This window comes from Lewinella sp. IMCC34183, assembly GCF_003390915.1.
Lineage (GTDB): Bacteria > Bacteroidota > Bacteroidia > Chitinophagales > Saprospiraceae > Neolewinella.
On sequence record NZ_QMEM01000003.1, the window covers coordinates 327,831 to 343,803 of the forward strand.

Here is a 15,973-nt window from a genome sequence, read left to right on the forward strand (position 1 = left end):
AGCCCCCGCCCATGCAGGCCCTGACCCCCCGCTTTGACCAATTTCGTGACCGCCATATCGGCCCCTCGTCCGAGGAGACCGCATCCATGCTCGCCACCATCGGCGTGGACTCCCTGGAGGAGCTCATCGACCAGACGGTCCCCGAGAAAATCCGCAGCCGTGAGCCGCTGGCCGTGGACTCCGCCGTCAGCGAGTACTACTACCTGCAGCACCTGAAGGGTATCGCCAGCCGCAATAAGGTGTACCGCAGCTTTATCGGCATGGGCTACTACGGGACCATCACGCCCAGCGTCGTTCTCCGCAACGTTTTCTGCAACCCCGGCTGGTACACCCAGTACACCCCCTACCAGGCCGAGATTGCCCAGGGCCGCCTGGAGTCGCTCCTCAATTTCCAGACGATGGTCAGCGACCTGGCCGGTCTGCCCATCGCCAACGCCAGCCTGCTGGACGAGGGTACCGCCGCGGCGGAGGCCATGACCATGTTCTACGGCCACCGCAACAAGCGCGCGAAGCAGGACCCCGCCAATGTGTTCCTCGTCTCCGATCAGGTCCTCCCCCAGACCATCGCCGTGCTCGAGACGCGCGCCGCCCCCCTCGACATAGAAGTGCGGGTAGCCGACGCCCATAGCTTCGACCTCGACAAGGAACGCGTATTCGGCATCCTGCTGCAGTACCCCGGTGCCGACGGCCGCGTGGAGGACTACCGCGACCTGACCGCCCGTGCCCGGGAGAACGACATCACCGTCACCGTAGCCGCCGACCTCCTGGCCCTGACGCTGCTCGTCCCCCCCGGCGAGTGGGGCGCCGACGCCGTCGTGGGCAACACCCAGCGCTTCGGCGTACCCATGGGCTTCGGCGGGCCGCACGCCGCCTACTTCGCTACCCAGGACGCCTTCAAGCGGCAGATCCCGGGCCGCATCATCGGCGTCAGCCAGGACCGCCACGGCAACTTCGCCCTGCGCATGGCCCTACAGACCCGCGAGCAGCACATCCGCCGCGAAAAGGCGACCTCCAACATCTGCACCGCCCAGGCCCTGCTGGCCAATATGGCCGCTATGTACGCCTGCTACCACGGTGCCGAAGGGCTGACGGCCATCGCGAAGCGCACCCACCACTTCGCCGTTATCCTGGCCGACACGCTCCGGGAAGCCGGCTATTCGCTTTCCTCTCCGGACTTCTTCGATACCCTCCAGATCGAGGTGGCCCCCGAGAAGGCCGCCCAGATCCGGCAGCGGGCCGAGACGGAAGGCTACAACTTCTTCTACCCCGCCACGGGCGGCATCCGCATCAGCTTCGACGAGACGGTAGCCACCACCGACCTGCAGGCCGTTTGCCGCATCTTCGAGGCACCGCTCTCCTACCGGGGCGCCGACCTGGAAGCCGACGGCGGGGTCAGCGGTATCGAGACCCGCATTGCACCCGCGCTCCGCCGCGAAAGTGCGTTTCTTACCCACCCCAACTTTCGTACCTACCGCACGGAAACGGAAATGATGCGCTACCTGAAGCGCCTCGAAAACAAGGACCTGAGCCTCATGCACAGTATGATCCCCCTCGGCTCCTGCACCATGAAGCTCAACGCCGCCACCGAGCTGATCCCCGTCAGCTGGGCCGAATTCGCCGAACTACACCCCTTCGTGCCGATCGAGCAGGCCCAGGGCTACACCGAGCTCTTCCGGGAGCTGGAGCACGACCTGGCCGAAATTACCGGCTTCAGTGCCTGCAGTTTACAGCCCAACAGCGGCGCGAGCGGAGAGTACGCCGGCCTGATGGTCATCCGTGCCTACCACCAGCACCGGGGCGACACCACGCGCGACGTAGCCCTCATCCCCGAGAGCGCCCACGGTACCAACCCGGCCAGTGCCGTGATGGCGGGCATGCGGGTCGTGGTCGTGAAGAGCGACGCTGCGGGTAACGTGGACATGGACGACCTGCGCGCCAAGGCGGAGCAGCACAGCGATGCCCTCGCCGCCCTCATGATCACCTATCCCAGCACCTACGGCGTTTTCGAAACCGGCGTGGTCGATATGTGCGACCTCGTACACGAGCACGGCGGACTGGTCTACATGGACGGTGCCAACATGAACGCCCAGGTAGGCCTGACCAGCCCCGGACGTATCGGGGCCGACGTCTGCCACCTTAACCTGCACAAGACCTTCGCGATCCCCCACGGCGGCGGCGGACCCGGCATGGGACCGATCTGCTGCAACGAGAAGCTGGCCCCCTTCCTGCCCGGTCACCCGCTGCAGAAGACCGGCGGCCAGAAGGCTACCTCGGCCGTCGCTTCCGCGCCCTGGGGCAGCGCCAGCATCCTGCTGATCAGCTACGCCTACATCAAGATGCTCGGCAAGGACGGGCTGCGGCAGGCGAGCGAGTTTGCCATCCTCAACGCCAACTACATCAAGGCACGCCTGCAGGATAGCTATGACGTGCTCTACACCGGTGAGAACGGCCGCGCCGCCCACGAGCTCATCCTCGACCTGCGCCCCTTCAAGTCGGTGATGAGCGCCGGTGACCTGGCCAAGCGCCTGATCGACTACGGCTTCCACGCTCCCACTCTGAGCTGGCCCGTGGCCGGTACCGTTATGATCGAGCCCACCGAAAGCGAGAGCCAGGACGAGCTCGACCGCTTCTGCGACGCCCTGCTCGCCATCCGCGAGGAAGCCGACGCCATCGCCCGCGGCGATGCGGACCCCCAGGACAACGTACTCGCCAACGCGCCCCACACCGTGGCCGAGCTCACCGCCGACGAGTGGGTACACGCCTACTCCCGCGCCCAGGCCGCCTACCCCCTCCCCTACCTGCAAAAGGGCTTCAAGTTCTGGCCCAGCGTAGCCCGCGTGGACGATGGCTACGGCGACCGGAATTTCGTGTGTACCTGCCCGCCGATTGAGGAGTACGTTTAAGTTGGTGGTTTGGTGGGTTTTTGCGTTGGTGAATTGCTGCGTTACTGGCTTACCACAGCCCCTCGCTGCGCTCGGGTTTGTGCGGCCTGATATGCACCCACCCGAGCGCAGCGAGGGGCAAGTGCATGCCGGCAACGCACCAACGCAGTGACGCACCAACGCAGCAATACGCCAACTCCCTACCCTTTCCAGCTCCACTCCAGGATCCGCCGATCGTCTCCGGCCGTTATCAGGGTGGTGTCGTCCAGCCAAAGAAGGGTGTTGACGGAGTTGACGTGGCCCTTGTCGCGCACTACCTCTATCACTTTAAGTAATTCGAGGGTATCGGCGCGCCAGAGCTTAACAGTTTTGTCGCGGCTCGCGGAGGCGAGGTACTTTCCGGAGGGGTGGACGGCCAGGTCGTTGACCGTCATCAAATGGGCGGTCACTTCCTGCTCCAGCTGTAACTTACCGTCCGCTACGTTCCAGCGTTTGATGCCCGCATCCCGGCCGCCGGTGTACAGTTGTTGCCCGTCGGGACCAAACGCAACGGCAAAGGCCGAGGGCGGGTGCGCGGGTGCGGTGTCGAGCAGGGAAAGCCCGGAGCGGTTCAGAAGGTGAACGTAGCCGGCACTGTCCCCGACCGCCAATCGATCGAAGGTGGGATCTTGGGCCACGCGCCGGAGCGAATGGGCGGATAGCGGAAGGCTCTCACGGGTCCGGGCCGTCGGGATATCCCAGCGGGTGAGTACGCCATCACCCCCGGCGCTAAAGACGCTGTCGCCTACGGTAAGCAGCGAGAAGGTACCCCGCCCGTGGTGGGCGACGTGCCGGTTGCGGTCGGGCGCATCGGGGTACAGCCAGTGTACGCCCCCGTCGAGCGCACCGGCGACTAGCCCGGCGGGTATGGTCGTCAGGGAAAGGAATTTACCCCCGTCGACGCTGGCGACCACCCGCCCGAAGTCGACGTCGTCGCGGTGCCAGTGCACCAGGTATCCGTCCGCGGCGGCGGAAAAGAAGCCGTCCGGGGCGGCGGCCAGGTCGTAAATGGATGCCCGGTGACCGGAGCGCTGACTTTTGCGGGTTAACATGGGTGACGCGAACAAATTGTTATGGGTCAGGGTTTTAGGATTGTATGAAGTATATATTCCTCATAATACTTTGCTGGACGATTGGCTTCGTGTTGCCCCAATTGGCGACCACACTTCAATATATTGTGGCATTCACTTTTGCGGCGGCCACCGTAATTTGCGTAATGTATTACATCGACACGCGAATCAACGCGGTTCGTCTATAGCCATCCCGCTTGCCCCTACTTTTCCAAGAATCCTTTGCCCCGCCCGGTGAGTGGGGCCTGTGGCGTATTGACGAGACAGAGTCCGGTCTGTCCTCCCACTTACACCTCTACCCCAGCGAGCAAGAACAGTTGGCGGCCATCCGCGGCGAAGAGCGCCGGCGCGAATACCTGGCCGCGCGTCTGCTCCTCCACCGAATGAGCGGGCGCCGCCAGCGGGGCGAGCTGATCAAGGACGCCGACGGCAAGCCCCACCTGGCCGATTCCCATTTTTTTGTTTCCATCAGTCATACGGTCGGCTATTCCGCCGCCCTTGCCCATCCGCGGAGCTGCGGGATTGACGTGCAGCGCATAGTGCCCCGCATTACCCGTATCGCACCGCGATTTCTGGGTACGGAAGAAAGTCGGCAGCTCAGTCCCGAGCACCAGCTCGTGCAGCTGCACCTCATCTGGTCGGCCAAGGAAGCGTTGTACAAGGCCTACGGCCGGCGGCAGCTTGACTTCCGGGAGCACCTCCGCATAGACCTGGGAGAACCTTTCTCGCCTACCTCCACGTCCGGACGGGCGACCCTCGAAACGGCGGACTGCCGCCTCGATTTTTCGCTGGTCTACCGGATCTATGAGACTTTCGTACTGGTCGGCGCGGTCGTCGATGCGTAAGGCTACCGGCGCCGGGGACTACTCGAACCAGCCGGCGTAGGTGAGGTAGGCGGACGCTATGCGCTCTATGGTATCCCGGCGCTGGTCGGGGTCCAGGTCCTTGATCTTGCGGGCCGGAATACCGGCGTAGACCGAGTTGGCCAGGCAACGCATGCCGGCCGGCACGACGGCCCCGGCGCCGATGATTACGTTGCTTTCTACCACCGCGTCGTCCATGACGATAGCCCCCATACCGATGAGCACGCTGTCGTGGACCGTGCAGCCGTGTACGATGGCCCGGTGGCCGATGCTTACGTCGTTACCGATGGTGGTGGCGGCACGCTGGTAGGTACAGTGAATGCAGGCCCCGTCCTGTACGTTGACGCGGTCGCCCAGGGTGATCCGGTTCACGTCGCCGCGCACCACGGCGGTAAACCAGATGCTGCAGTCGCTGCCCGTGGTCACCTCCCCCACCACGGTGGCGTTTTCGGCGAGAAAGCAGTTGTCGCCGAAGGAAGGCGTATGGCCGCGGACGGAAAGGATGAGCGCCATGATGTCAGATCAAGTCGTCCTCGTCCTCCTCCTGTGCCTTGCGGCGGCGGCTTCGTTTCTTGGTGACCGGTTTGGCCTTGGGCGGTGGCGGCTTTTTGATTTTGGAGATAATCTTGTTGGGTCCCTCCTTGCGCTCGTTGGCCATGCGTGCCAGGTCCTGGGCGGTGACGTCCATCGCGCCGCTGGCCTGGAGCTTCATGCCCTCCAGGCTCTTGGTGGTCGTGGGTACGGCCTCCAGGCGCTTGCGGTCGATGAGCTTGCCGGTAACGGAGCAAACTCCGTAGACCTTGTTCTTGATGCGGAGCATGGCGTTTTGCAGGTCCTGGACCTGGTCGCGCTTCCGCAACACCTGTTCGTTGAGCATTTCCAGCTGGCTGACGGAGCTGCTGTCTTGGGTATAGTCCGCACCGAAGCCTTCGGAAATATTTTCCGAGAATTCGCTGACCTGTTCGCGGAGCATTTGCAGCTCCTTCTTTGCTTGCTGGTAGGTATCCTTTATGATCACTTTGAACTCCTCGAGTTCCTGATCGCTGTATCGTTCCATTCTAAGGGTGGATGTAAGGTATAGGTAGTCGGGCTGGCGGTCTTGGTCCGCGCAGCCGCTGGCATAATACGTACGCGAGACGTTCAATGTTATAATTTTTGCCGGGTAATGCAAATTTGCCGGTCCGGACCCGGCACCCGCCCCGCCCGCCGGACAATTCGGGAGCGGGCCAACCCCCGGCCCGCTGATCGGTTAACTAAGCGGAGACCGCACCACCTTTCTTCCTATTTTTGCCCCCCAAAACCTGTTCCCATGGCCATAATGATTACCGACGACTGCATCAACTGCGGAGCCTGCGAGCCGGAATGCCCCAACAACGCTATCTACGAAGGTGGCGTCGAATGGACCATTTCCGACGGGACCAACATCAGCGAGCCCTACACGATCGAAACCGGTGCCACCGTAGAGCCGGACGAAGATCAGGAGCCCGTGAGCGACGAGTTTTACTACATCGTACCCGACAAATGCACCGAGTGCGTCGGCTTCCACGAGGAGCCCCAGTGCGCGGCCGTATGTCCGGTCGACTGCTGCGTACCCGACCCCGAGCGGGAGGAAAGCGAGGCGGTCCTTTCCGCCCGTCAGCAAACCTTGCACGCCTAAACCCGGATTGCTACCTTGAGCCTCCGTGCTTAGATCCATCCTGTTTTTTCCCCTCCTGTTTGTGGGTGCCTACCTCTGCGCCCAGGGTGCTCCCCTTCCGCTCAACGAGCCGGGGTACGACCTGATCCAGCGGTTGTACACCCGCTATGGCTATGAGGGCTTCACCGCCCCGGCCTCCGAATTCAGCCAGCGCCCCGCCAGCCGGGGCGACCTCGTGCGGCTTGTCAAGACCTACGAGGCGCTGCACGGGGACGAGTTCTCCGCGGTCGACCGGTATCGCGTACAGCAGTTCTACAACGACAACAACGAGTGGTTGTCGCTGCCCACCTTCGAGCTAACCGAGGACGCCGACCGGGCGCCCTACTTCATCGGTGAGGACTTCGCCGTAGAGGCCGAGCAGTTGCCGGCGTACCAGGAATCGAAGCGCCCCGTTTTCAACACCTTCTACGAAACGCCGGCCTTCCTGTTGCAGGAGAACCGCAAGGACTTCTACCTGCGGGTGAATCCCCTGCTCGATATCCGCTACGGGAAACTGCAGGACAATACCCAAGACTACTTCTACAACAAGCGCGGCGTGAAGCTTCGGGCCGGGATTGACGACCGTTTCTTCCTGTATCTGGAGATCATGGACACCCAGCTGGGACTACCCAACTACCTCAGCAACTACGCCAGGAGGGTCAACTCCCTGCCCGGGGCGGGACTGATCAAGGACGAATACACCTTCAGCACCCTGGGCATCGAGCGGGGATTCGACTTCCTGAACGGAGCCGGCTACCTCTCGGCCGACATCACGCCCCACGTGGGGGTACGGCTCGGCTACGGCCAGCACTTTCTGGGATATGGCGAGCGCTCGTTGTTCCTCAGTGACTTCAGCAATAACTACCCCTTCCTGGAACTCAACTGGCGCATCTGGAAATTCCACTACCGGAACCTGTTCGCCGAGCTGACCGCCGGCCCCGGCAACCCGCCCGGCGGCAACCAACTCTTTCCCAAGAAATGGATGGCGGCCCACGAGTTGTCCATCAACCTGGGCAAACGGCTCTCGGTGGGCCTGTTTGAAACGGTGATCTTCAGTCGCGAGCAGGGCTTCGAGCTCAGCTACCTGAACCCGGTCATCCTCTACCGTACCGTAGAGGGCAGCGTAGGGAGCCCCGACAACGTGCTTATCGGCGTTTCGGCGGCCTACAAACTGCCCTACCGGACGCAGGTGTACGGTCAGTTTATCCTCGACGAGTTTGTCTTCAACGAGCTATTCATCGAACGGCGGGGCTGGTGGGCCAACAAATGGGCCTACCAGATCGGTCTGCGCCACGTGGACGCCTTCGGCCTGGATCAGCTTGACCTGGTCGCGGAGCGGAACGTCGCACGCCCCTATATGTATTCCCACGACGGCACGGCCAGCTACACCCACTTCGCCATGCCGCTGGCGCACCCGCTCGGGGCCAACTTTACCGAGAACCTGCTCGGCTTCGACTACCGCCCCCTCCCGCGTCTGCACCTCGACGGACGGCTGTACCTGATCGAGCAGGGAGAAGGTAATCCCGCCCTCGGGCGAGCAAACGGCGAAGACCCCACCGAGTCGAGCGACCTGCGGAACGCCGACTACGGCAACGAGATCGGCCAGGGAGTCCGCTATTCCAATACGATTCTACAGCTGCGGGCAGGCTACGAAGTACGCCCCAACCTGTGGATCGAAGGAGAATACTTCACCCGGAGCAAGGACAGCGACGCCGCCAACCTCGACCTGGAAACAACCCTGATCAACCTGGGCATCCGCTGGAACGTGACGCGGCGACGGGAGGCTTTCTAGGCAGCCCGTACCTTCGCGACATGGCACCACCCTCCCCCGCATTCGTCATCGAAGAAGACAAGCTCCGCCGCAACCTGGAAACGATCGCCGATGTGGCCTCCGCTTCCGGCGTAAAGATCATCCTGGCGCTGAAGGCTTTCGCCTACTGGCCGGCCTTCCCGCTGATCGCGGAGTACCTGCCCGGCGCCACCGCCAGCAGCATGAACGAGTCGAAGCTCATCCAGGAGCACTTTGGCCGCAAGCCCTACGTCTACGCTCCCGTCTACCGCCCCGGCGAGTTCACCGAGCTGGCCGACATGGCCGAGCACCTCACCTTCAATACCCTGACCGAGCTGGAACGCTACCGCAAGGAGTGGGAAGCGCTGGGGACCAGCGTGGGCCTGCGCGTCAACCCGGAATACAGTCCGGTGGAAACCGACCTCTATAACCCCTCCAATCCCCACGGCCGCCTCGGAGAAACGCTGCCTAACCTCCCTACCAGACCACCCAAGGGGCTTGCGGGTCTGCACGTGCATACGCTCTGCGAAAGCGACGCGGCGGCCACCTCCACGCTGATCGAGCGCACGAAGGTCCAGTTCGGGCACTATCTGGAACAGGTGAAGTGGCTTAACCTGGGCGGCGGCCACCTGATGACCCGGGAAGGCTACGATACGGATCTGCTGATCGAAAGCCTGCGCAAGCTGCGGGAGCGCTACCCCCACCTCGAGGTCATCCTGGAGCCCGGCAGCGCGCACGTCTGGCAGACCGGCTACCTCACCTGCACCGTACTCGACATCGTCAACAACTACGGCTCGGCCACGCTAATGCTCGACGTCAGCTTCACCTGCCACATGCCCGACACCCTGGAGATGCCGTACCGGCCCGTGGTCCGCGGGGCCAGCGCGGAGGAGCAAGACGGCTACCCCTACGCCTACCGCCTGGGGGGCATGAGTTGTCTGGCGGGCGACTACCTGGCCGAATACTACTTCACCCAGCCGGCGCGGGTGGGCGACACGCTGGTGTTCGAGGACATGGCGCACTACACCACCGTGAAATCAACGATGTTCAACGGGGTGCCCCATCCGGATATCGTGGTGGTGGACGGGGACGGGGAGATCGTCAGCCAACGCAGCTTTGAGTACGCGGATTACGCGTCGCGGATGGGGTAAGGCGGCTCACCGCAGCCAGTCCTGAGCAAAATGCTTTTCCGGGAATTGTACGCTAGTGAAATCGTCTCGCTGCCCGAGGAACTAGGTGATCCGGGGTAAAAACTCGAGGGCGCAATGTTAACTGTAGGTTAAATCCTGCCAACTGGTACGTACGGTTATTCGCCGGTCGGCTAGTGGCCGGTCGACTAGTCGACCGGCCACTAGCCGACCGGCGAACCCGTGACTGACTTACCCGTGGATTACCCATCAGCCGGTTTTATCCCCTCCGGTGGGGTAGCAGCCTCCCCGATGTCTCCGACCGAGTGCACCGGCGTCTCCTCCGTCACGGCGGGCGGTGCCTCCGCCGAATTGATGAAGTAGACGCCCGCCAGCAGGACGCTACCGGCGAGCAGCGACTGCCCGGTAATCGTCTCGCCGTTGAGCAGTCCGCCCAGCAGTACGGCGACCACCGGATTGACGTAATTGGTGGTGGCCACCTTGTCGGCGGTAACCTCGCCGAGCAGGTAATTGAAGGCAGAGAAGGCGATAATCGACCCGAATACCACGAGGAATACCCAGGCGTAGGCCGAGCGGGTGGTCACCTCCTCCAGTGTCCAGCCGGCCCACTCGTTGAGGGAGAAGCTGAACAGCAGCAGGGCGGTACCGGCGGCCAGCATCTGCATGGCGGTGGCCCGCACACGGTTCGGTCCGAGGTCCAGTCGTTGCCGCAGCAGCATACCCGCCCCCCAGCACACCATGCCGAAGGTGATCCCGATGAGCCCCTTGTAGGCGTCCGGACCGCCAATGGCGAGCGGCTGGGTGATCAGCAGTCCCATGCCGCAAATACTGACGAAGGCGCCGAAAAAGGCCTTGTTGGACGGCCGGCTGTCCAGGGCGCCCCACATCATCAGCATGACCACTAGGGGCTCGAAGGCGATGATGAGGGAGGTGGTGCTGGTGGGCACGAACTGCTGGGACCACACCACGGCGCCGGTCCCCACGCCGAGCAGCAGCAGTCCGACCAGGGCCGAGTTGGCCGCATACTTGAGGCGGGGTACGGTACGGTCGCCGCGGAGCAGGGTATAGATGTACATGAGCCCGCCGGCGCACAGAAAGCGGGTGCCCCCCATCCCGAAAACGGGGATGGAGTCGATCGCCCAGTAGTTGGCCAGGTAGGTCGCGCCCCACACGAAGTAGGTGATGGAAAACGCCACGATAATTAGGAGTCGATCTTTTCCCATTCCAATTAGCGTACTTTTGCGGGACAAAACAACCTGAGGCAATGCGCGCTACCGTGCACCACCTCCCCAACCAATCCTTGATCGATGATCGACGCCGCTAAAATACTTCTGTACGCTGCTTTAGTTTCGTGCGCCCTCACCTTTTTCGGCTGCGACCAGCCGGCAACTGCCTCCGAAACCAACACCGCCACCCCCGCGGGGGCCACTTCCGCCCCGGCGCGCGAAGGTTCGGGATTGAGCATCGTCTTCATCAAAGTGGACAGCCTGCAGGCCGGCTATACGGTGGTCGCGGACGAGCTCAGCCGGCTGGAGGACAACTTCCTGAAGGCCCAGGACAACCACGCCGCCCGCGTAAAAGCGCTAGAAACCGAGGTGGGTAAATTGCAAAACCAGATGCAGCAGGGACTCTTGGCCCCGAACAAGGTACAGTCGGAGCAGCAACGCATCGCCCGCAAGGAGCAGGAGATCATGCAGCAGCGCGATATGGCGCTGAACAGCATCCAGCAGGACCAGCTCGAGATCCAGCAACGCTTCTCGGAGCGGGTAAAGTCGGTCCTGGAAGAATTGCAGGCCGAAAACGGATACGACTTCATCCTGAACCAGGGGCAGAACTCGGCCGTGCTCATTACCAACGACGCGTACGACATCACCCCGCTCGTACTGCAGCGGCTTAACGAGACGGCCCCCGACAGCTTGCAGTAACTTACGGCATGCTCCTGCCCCTGGCCTTTAATATCGGATTCCTGGAGGTCGACATCTGGGATGTATTCGACGTATTGATCGTCGGGTACCTGATCTATTGGCTGTACCGGCTGCTGCGGGGCAGCATCGCCCTCAATATCTTCGTAGGCATCGTAGCGCTGTTCTTCAGCTACCAGGCCTTCACCGCGCTGGGCATGGACCTGCTCAGCAACATCCTCAACCAGTTTATCCAGGTCGGCTTCATCAGCCTCATCATCATTTTCCAGCCCGAGGTACGCCGCTTCCTGCTGCTGCTCGGCAGCGGGACGATCAAGCAGCGGGACAGCTTCTGGAACCGTCTGCTCGGCCGGGAGGAGTTCGACCGGGAGCACGCTCCCCAAACGGCCGCCGTACGGCGCGCCTTCCTGCGCATGGCCCGGCAACGTACCGGCGCGCTCATCGTATGCACCCAGGAGGCCGACCCCAGTACCGTGATCACGGGCGGTACGGAACTCCACGCCGACATCAGCTACGGCCTGCTGGTCAGTATCTTCCACAAGGAGAGCCCCCTGCACGACGGCGCGGTACTCGTCTCTGAGCGGCGGATCGTGAAGGCCAGTGCCATCCTGCCGGTGTCGGAGAGCAGCGAGCTGCCGGCCGCCGTCGGCCTGCGCCACCGGGCGGCGGTGGGCGTGACGGAAAAAATCGACGTGGCCTGCTTCATCATTTCCGAGGAGACGGGGAAGATCTCCTTCGCTTACGGGGGCGTGCTGGAACGGGGTATCTCGGAGGAGCGGCTTACCGAGCTCCTCGACATGTACCTGTAAGGGCTAGACGACCGACTGCTTGTTGCGCCCGAGGACGAAGTAGAGAACGGCACCCAGGAAGGGGATCACGAGGATCACGATGCCCCAGATGATCTTCTTCTCCATCGGATAGGGTTTCTTCAGCAGGTCGACCACCGCCCACACGACCAGGAGGAAGGCCAGGATACTACCGATAACGTAGATGCCGATGCCGCCGGCGATCACCTCGCCGCCGCTGACGTCTTCGCCACAGGCGGTGAGCAGGATGGACAGGCCGAGGAGCAGGGTGAGGGGCAGAAACTTGCGGATATTCATAGTGAAACGGGTTTCTAGCTAAAGCATCGGGTACGCTGAGGATGTTCGCCCCGAAACCCACGGCCCCCCCCCCCGGCGTACCGTATCATTGCACCCGCGCCCCGCTGCCCTAACCTCCCCGCCGCTGCCGCGTTAGGGAACTAAAGAATCAACCATGACGACCCGACAGTACATCGACGAGAACCGCGACCGCTTCCTGGAAGAGCTCAAGCGCCTGATCCGTATCCCTAGCATCAGCACCGCCACGGAACACGACCAGGATACCCACCGCTGCGCCGTGCAGGTGCAGGAGTACCTGGTACGCGCCGGCCTCGACAAGGCGGAACTCTACCCCACCGACGGCCACCCCATCGTGTACGCGGAGAAGATCCTGGACGAAAGCCTTCCGACCGTACTGATCTACGGCCACTACGACGTGCAACCCGCCGACCCGCTCGACGAGTGGGACACGCCCCCCTTCGAGCCGACCGTCAAGAAGACCGCCCACCACCCGGAGGGGGCCATCTTCGCCCGCGGCGCCACCGACGACAAGGGGCAGATGTTCATCCACGTCAAGGCCGTGGAGACGATGATCCAGACCGACAGCCTGCCGTGTAACGTCAAGTTCATGATCGAGGGCGAGGAAGAGATCGGCAGCCCCAACCTGGTGCCCTTCATCTCGGAGTACAAGGAGATGCTTTCCTCGGACGTCATCCTCATCTCGGATACCAGCATGCTGAGCAAGGATGCCCCCAGCATCACGGTGGGCCTGCGGGGACTGACTTACCTCGACGTGAAGGTGCGCAGCGCGCGGGCCGATATGCACTCCGGCCTCTTCGGTGGCGCGGTGGCCAACCCCATCAACGTGCTCTGCGAGATGATCGCGAGCCTGAAGGACGACGATAAGCACATCACCATCCCCGGCTTCTACGACGACGTGGAGTTCCCGAGCGAGCGGGACCGGCAGCTGATGCGCGACGCTCCCTTCGACGCGCAGGAGTACATGGACAGCCCGGGCGTCTTCGGATTGGAAGGAGAAAAGGGATATACCACCTACGAGCGCACCGGCATCCTGCCTACTCTGGACGTGAACGGCATCTGGGGCGGCTTTACGGGCGAGGGCTCCAAGACCGTGATTCCGGCCGTAGCCAACGCCAAGATCAGCATGCGGCTGGTCTCCAATCAGGATTATAAAAAGATCACGAAGCTCTTCACCGACCACTTCACATCCATCGCGCCGGACAGCGTGAAGGTAGAAGTGAAGCCTCACCACGGCGGGCAGCCCTACGTCACCCCCACCGATACGCCCGAATACCGTGCCGCGGCCGATGCCGTGAAGGAGGCCTTCGGCAAGGAGCCGGTGCCGATGTACGAGGGGGGCTCGATCCCCATCGTGCGGCAGTTCAAGGACGTGCTGGGCGTGGATACCATTCTGATGGGCTTCGGCTTTGATACGGATGGGCTGCATTCACCGAATGAGCACTTCGGGCTGTGGAATTTCTATAAGGGAATCGAGACGGTACCGGAGTTTTTTAAGGCCTATGCTGGTCGGAAGTAGGGAGGGTTTGTCGCGCTGCGCGCTCCGGGGTTTCATACAGATTCGCACGGATAGTCTACAGATTACCGCAGATTGGGAATATGTGCGTGACGCGGGAGTGCAGAGATGCTTTATCCGGTAATTGGATAGGAGGTGTCGGCGTGTCGGACGGGAAAGGTTTTTGTCGCGCTGCGCGCTCCGGGGTTTCACACAGATTCGCACGGATAGTCCACAGATTACCGCAGATTGGGAATATGTGCGTGACGCGGGAGTGCAGAGATGCTTTATCCGGTAATTGGATGGGAGGTGTCGGCGTGTCGGATGGGAAAGGCTTTTGTCGCGCTGCGCGCTCCGGGGTTTCACACAGATTCGCACGGATAGTCCACAGAATACCGCAGATTTTCTTTGGGTTGTCCGGATTCGGATCGCTGCGCGATCCGGGAGGGTGCCGGTTAAAAGACCGATCATTTAACGCCAGTCCACGTATGGTAGACTGCGGCAAAGGAATTTTGCCGCATGGAATTGAACGACATCACCTACGCCATTATCGGAGCCTCCTACAAGGTACACGCCGCGTTGGGTCCCGGCCTTCTGGAAAGTGTTTACGAGACGTGCTTACTGCATGAATGCCGTGAGGAAGGGTTGAAGGCCAAAACCCAGGTGGAGGTACCGGTCGTCTACAACGGCCTGATCATGCCGGTCGCTTACCGGATGGATTTGCTGGTAGAGGAGAAGGTGGTCGTGGAAATAAAGTCGGTCGAGTCACTCCGGCCGCTGCACCAGGCGCAGGTACTGACCTACCTACGCACGGCCCAGCTGCCGGTGGGCCTGCTCATCAACTTCAACACCACTAACCTAAGGGAGGGCATCAAGCGCTTCCGCAGATAAATCCGTGAAAATCTGTGGACTATCCGCGTAAATCTGTGAGAAACTTCCAGTTTGCGAAGCAAACTCCTATGTCTCCAGGTGTCTCGGGTAAGGCCAAGAAACATCCTTCCAAATCGGTGAGAACCATCCGGTTTGCGAAGCAAACGCCTATACTCCCCACACATCAGGTAATCCCAAGGATAGTCTGTGAAAATCTGTGGACTATCCACGCAAATCTGTGAGAAACATCCGGTTTGCGAAGCAAACGCCTATACTCCACACACATCAGGTAATTCCAAGGATAGTCTGTGAAAATCTGTGGACTATCCGCGTAAATCTGTGAGAAACTTTCAGTTTGCGAAGCAAACGCCTATGCTCCACACACATCAGGTAATCCCAAGAAACATCCTTCCGAATCGGTGAGAACCATCCAGTTTGCGAAGCAAACGCCCAATCAAGGGAACGGAAGCTTCCTCACCCTACCACTCAACCCGGAGGGATTAGACCTTACCGGCGCACCCCACCCTCATCGATATACTGCTTACGCACCAGCTCATCCACCGTAGGCTCCCGCACGTTCAGCACGGCGCCGGAGAAGAAGAGCGTCTTGCCCGCCAGCGCATGATTCGCGTCCAGCGAGACTAACTCGTCGTTCCAGTCTAGGACCTTGGCATTTACGTCCTTGCCGCTGGAGTCGGTCAGGGTAATGTACTGCCCCTTTTCCAGCAATCCCGGCTCGATCTGCTCCCGCTCGTTCTTAAAAATGTGGATCGGGGCCTGCAGGATATGCGCCTCGTCGCGGTGGCCGTAGGCATCGTCAGGACCGAGCTGAAAGCTGAAGCCCATCCCGCTCTTCAGCCCGAACAGCCGCCGTTCCCAGGCGGGCAGCATACGGCCGGTGCCGAACATGAAGATGAAGGGGTAGTTGACGTCCATGCGCTCGAGCAGGGTGCCCGACGGACCGCCGTCGCGGACCTCGTAGGTGAGGGTTACTATGCTGTTGTCGTCAATGGTCATACGGCGGCGGTTGGTGAGGCTTTCCTACCAAAACACCAAACCATCCAAGAGTTCAACGCGGCGGCGAAGCGCGGGTGCCGGG

The 15,973-nt window shown here is 61.8% G+C and carries 15 protein-coding genes; 9 read left to right on the forward strand and 6 right to left on the reverse strand.

Going from position 1 to position 15,973, the window contains the following annotated elements; genetic code table 11:
* Positions 1–11: 11 nt before the first annotated feature.
* A complete protein-coding gene (gene gcvP / locus DQG19_RS08910; RefSeq protein ID WP_116125908.1) occupies positions 12–2,903 on the forward strand; it encodes an aminomethyl-transferring glycine dehydrogenase in 2,892 nt (963 codons plus the stop codon).
* Positions 2,904–3,082: 179 nt separating this feature from the next.
* Here the strand turns inward: gcvP and DQG19_RS08915 are convergent, their stop codons facing one another.
* Complete coding sequence (locus DQG19_RS08915) at positions 3,083–3,973, reverse strand: WD40 repeat domain-containing protein (RefSeq protein ID WP_116126084.1); 891 nt, start codon at positions 3,971–3,973, stop codon at positions 3,083–3,085.
* 215 nt (positions 3,974–4,188) lie between these two features.
* On the opposite strand from DQG19_RS08915, the gene DQG19_RS08920 reads away from it, so the two are divergent.
* Positions 4,189–4,836 (forward strand): 4'-phosphopantetheinyl transferase family protein, encoded by a 648-nt coding sequence (locus DQG19_RS08920; protein ID WP_116125909.1) that lies wholly within the window; start codon positions 4,189–4,191, stop codon positions 4,834–4,836.
* An 18-nt stretch (positions 4,837–4,854) separates the two neighbouring features.
* Here the strand turns inward: DQG19_RS08920 and DQG19_RS08925 are convergent, their stop codons facing one another.
* Positions 4,855–5,367, reverse strand: coding sequence for a gamma carbonic anhydrase family protein (locus DQG19_RS08925; protein WP_116125910.1), 513 nt, complete (start codon positions 5,365–5,367; stop codon positions 4,855–4,857).
* Between the two features lie 4 nt (positions 5,368–5,371).
* On the reverse strand, positions 5,372–5,911 hold the full coding sequence (locus DQG19_RS08930; protein ID WP_116125911.1) for a TraR/DksA family transcriptional regulator: 540 nt from the start codon (positions 5,909–5,911) through the stop codon (positions 5,372–5,374).
* A 252-nt stretch (positions 5,912–6,163) separates the two neighbouring features.
* Between DQG19_RS08930 and DQG19_RS08935 the strand changes: the two genes are divergently transcribed.
* Genes DQG19_RS08935 through nspC form a run of 3 tightly spaced genes read left to right on the forward strand, consistent with a single transcriptional unit; the run spans position 6,164 to position 9,469 of the window.
* Positions 6,164–6,511: a 4Fe-4S dicluster domain-containing protein gene (locus DQG19_RS08935; protein WP_116125912.1), complete on the forward strand. Its 348-nt coding sequence runs from the start codon at positions 6,164–6,166 to the stop codon at positions 6,509–6,511.
* 25 nt (positions 6,512–6,536) lie between these two features.
* The gene (locus DQG19_RS08940) at positions 6,537–8,321 is read left to right on the forward strand and encodes a hypothetical protein (protein WP_116125913.1); all 1,785 of its coding nucleotides are present in this window, start codon (positions 6,537–6,539) and stop codon (positions 8,319–8,321) included.
* A 20-nt stretch (positions 8,322–8,341) separates the two neighbouring features.
* Positions 8,342–9,469, forward strand: a complete 1,128-nt coding sequence (nspC, locus tag DQG19_RS08945; protein WP_116125914.1) for a carboxynorspermidine decarboxylase — start codon at positions 8,342–8,344, stop codon at positions 9,467–9,469.
* A 239-nt stretch (positions 9,470–9,708) separates the two neighbouring features.
* On the opposite strand, the gene DQG19_RS08950 is transcribed toward nspC, so the two are convergent.
* Positions 9,709–10,689 (reverse strand): EamA family transporter, encoded by a 981-nt coding sequence (locus tag DQG19_RS08950; protein ID WP_116125915.1) that lies wholly within the window; start codon positions 10,687–10,689, stop codon positions 9,709–9,711.
* Positions 10,690–10,773: 84 nt separating this feature from the next.
* Here DQG19_RS08950 and DQG19_RS08955 point away from each other — a divergent pair, with 84 nt between their 5' ends.
* Positions 10,774–11,391 (forward strand): OmpH family outer membrane protein, encoded by a 618-nt coding sequence (locus DQG19_RS08955; protein WP_116125916.1) that lies wholly within the window; start codon positions 10,774–10,776, stop codon positions 11,389–11,391.
* 8 nt (positions 11,392–11,399) lie between these two features.
* On the forward strand, positions 11,400–12,197 hold the full coding sequence (cdaA, locus tag DQG19_RS08960) for a diadenylate cyclase CdaA (RefSeq protein ID WP_232826467.1): 798 nt from the start codon (positions 11,400–11,402) through the stop codon (positions 12,195–12,197).
* Positions 12,198–12,200: 3 nt separating this feature from the next.
* Here cdaA and DQG19_RS08965 read toward each other — a convergent pair whose 3' ends face one another.
* Positions 12,201–12,491 (reverse strand): PLD nuclease N-terminal domain-containing protein, encoded by a 291-nt coding sequence (locus tag DQG19_RS08965; protein ID WP_116125917.1) that lies wholly within the window; start codon positions 12,489–12,491, stop codon positions 12,201–12,203.
* A 154-nt stretch (positions 12,492–12,645) separates the two neighbouring features.
* Here DQG19_RS08965 and DQG19_RS08970 point away from each other — a divergent pair, with 154 nt between their 5' ends.
* Positions 12,646–14,028: a dipeptidase gene (locus DQG19_RS08970; protein WP_116125918.1), complete on the forward strand. Its 1,383-nt coding sequence runs from the start codon at positions 12,646–12,648 to the stop codon at positions 14,026–14,028.
* 495 nt (positions 14,029–14,523) lie between these two features.
* Positions 14,524–14,895, forward strand: coding sequence for a GxxExxY protein (locus DQG19_RS08975; protein ID WP_116125919.1), 372 nt, complete (start codon positions 14,524–14,526; stop codon positions 14,893–14,895).
* A 486-nt stretch (positions 14,896–15,381) separates the two neighbouring features.
* On the opposite strand, the gene DQG19_RS08980 is transcribed toward DQG19_RS08975, so the two are convergent.
* On the reverse strand, positions 15,382–15,891 hold the full coding sequence (locus DQG19_RS08980) for a peptidylprolyl isomerase (RefSeq protein ID WP_116125920.1): 510 nt from the start codon (positions 15,889–15,891) through the stop codon (positions 15,382–15,384).
* Between the last annotated feature and the right edge of the window lie 82 nt (positions 15,892–15,973).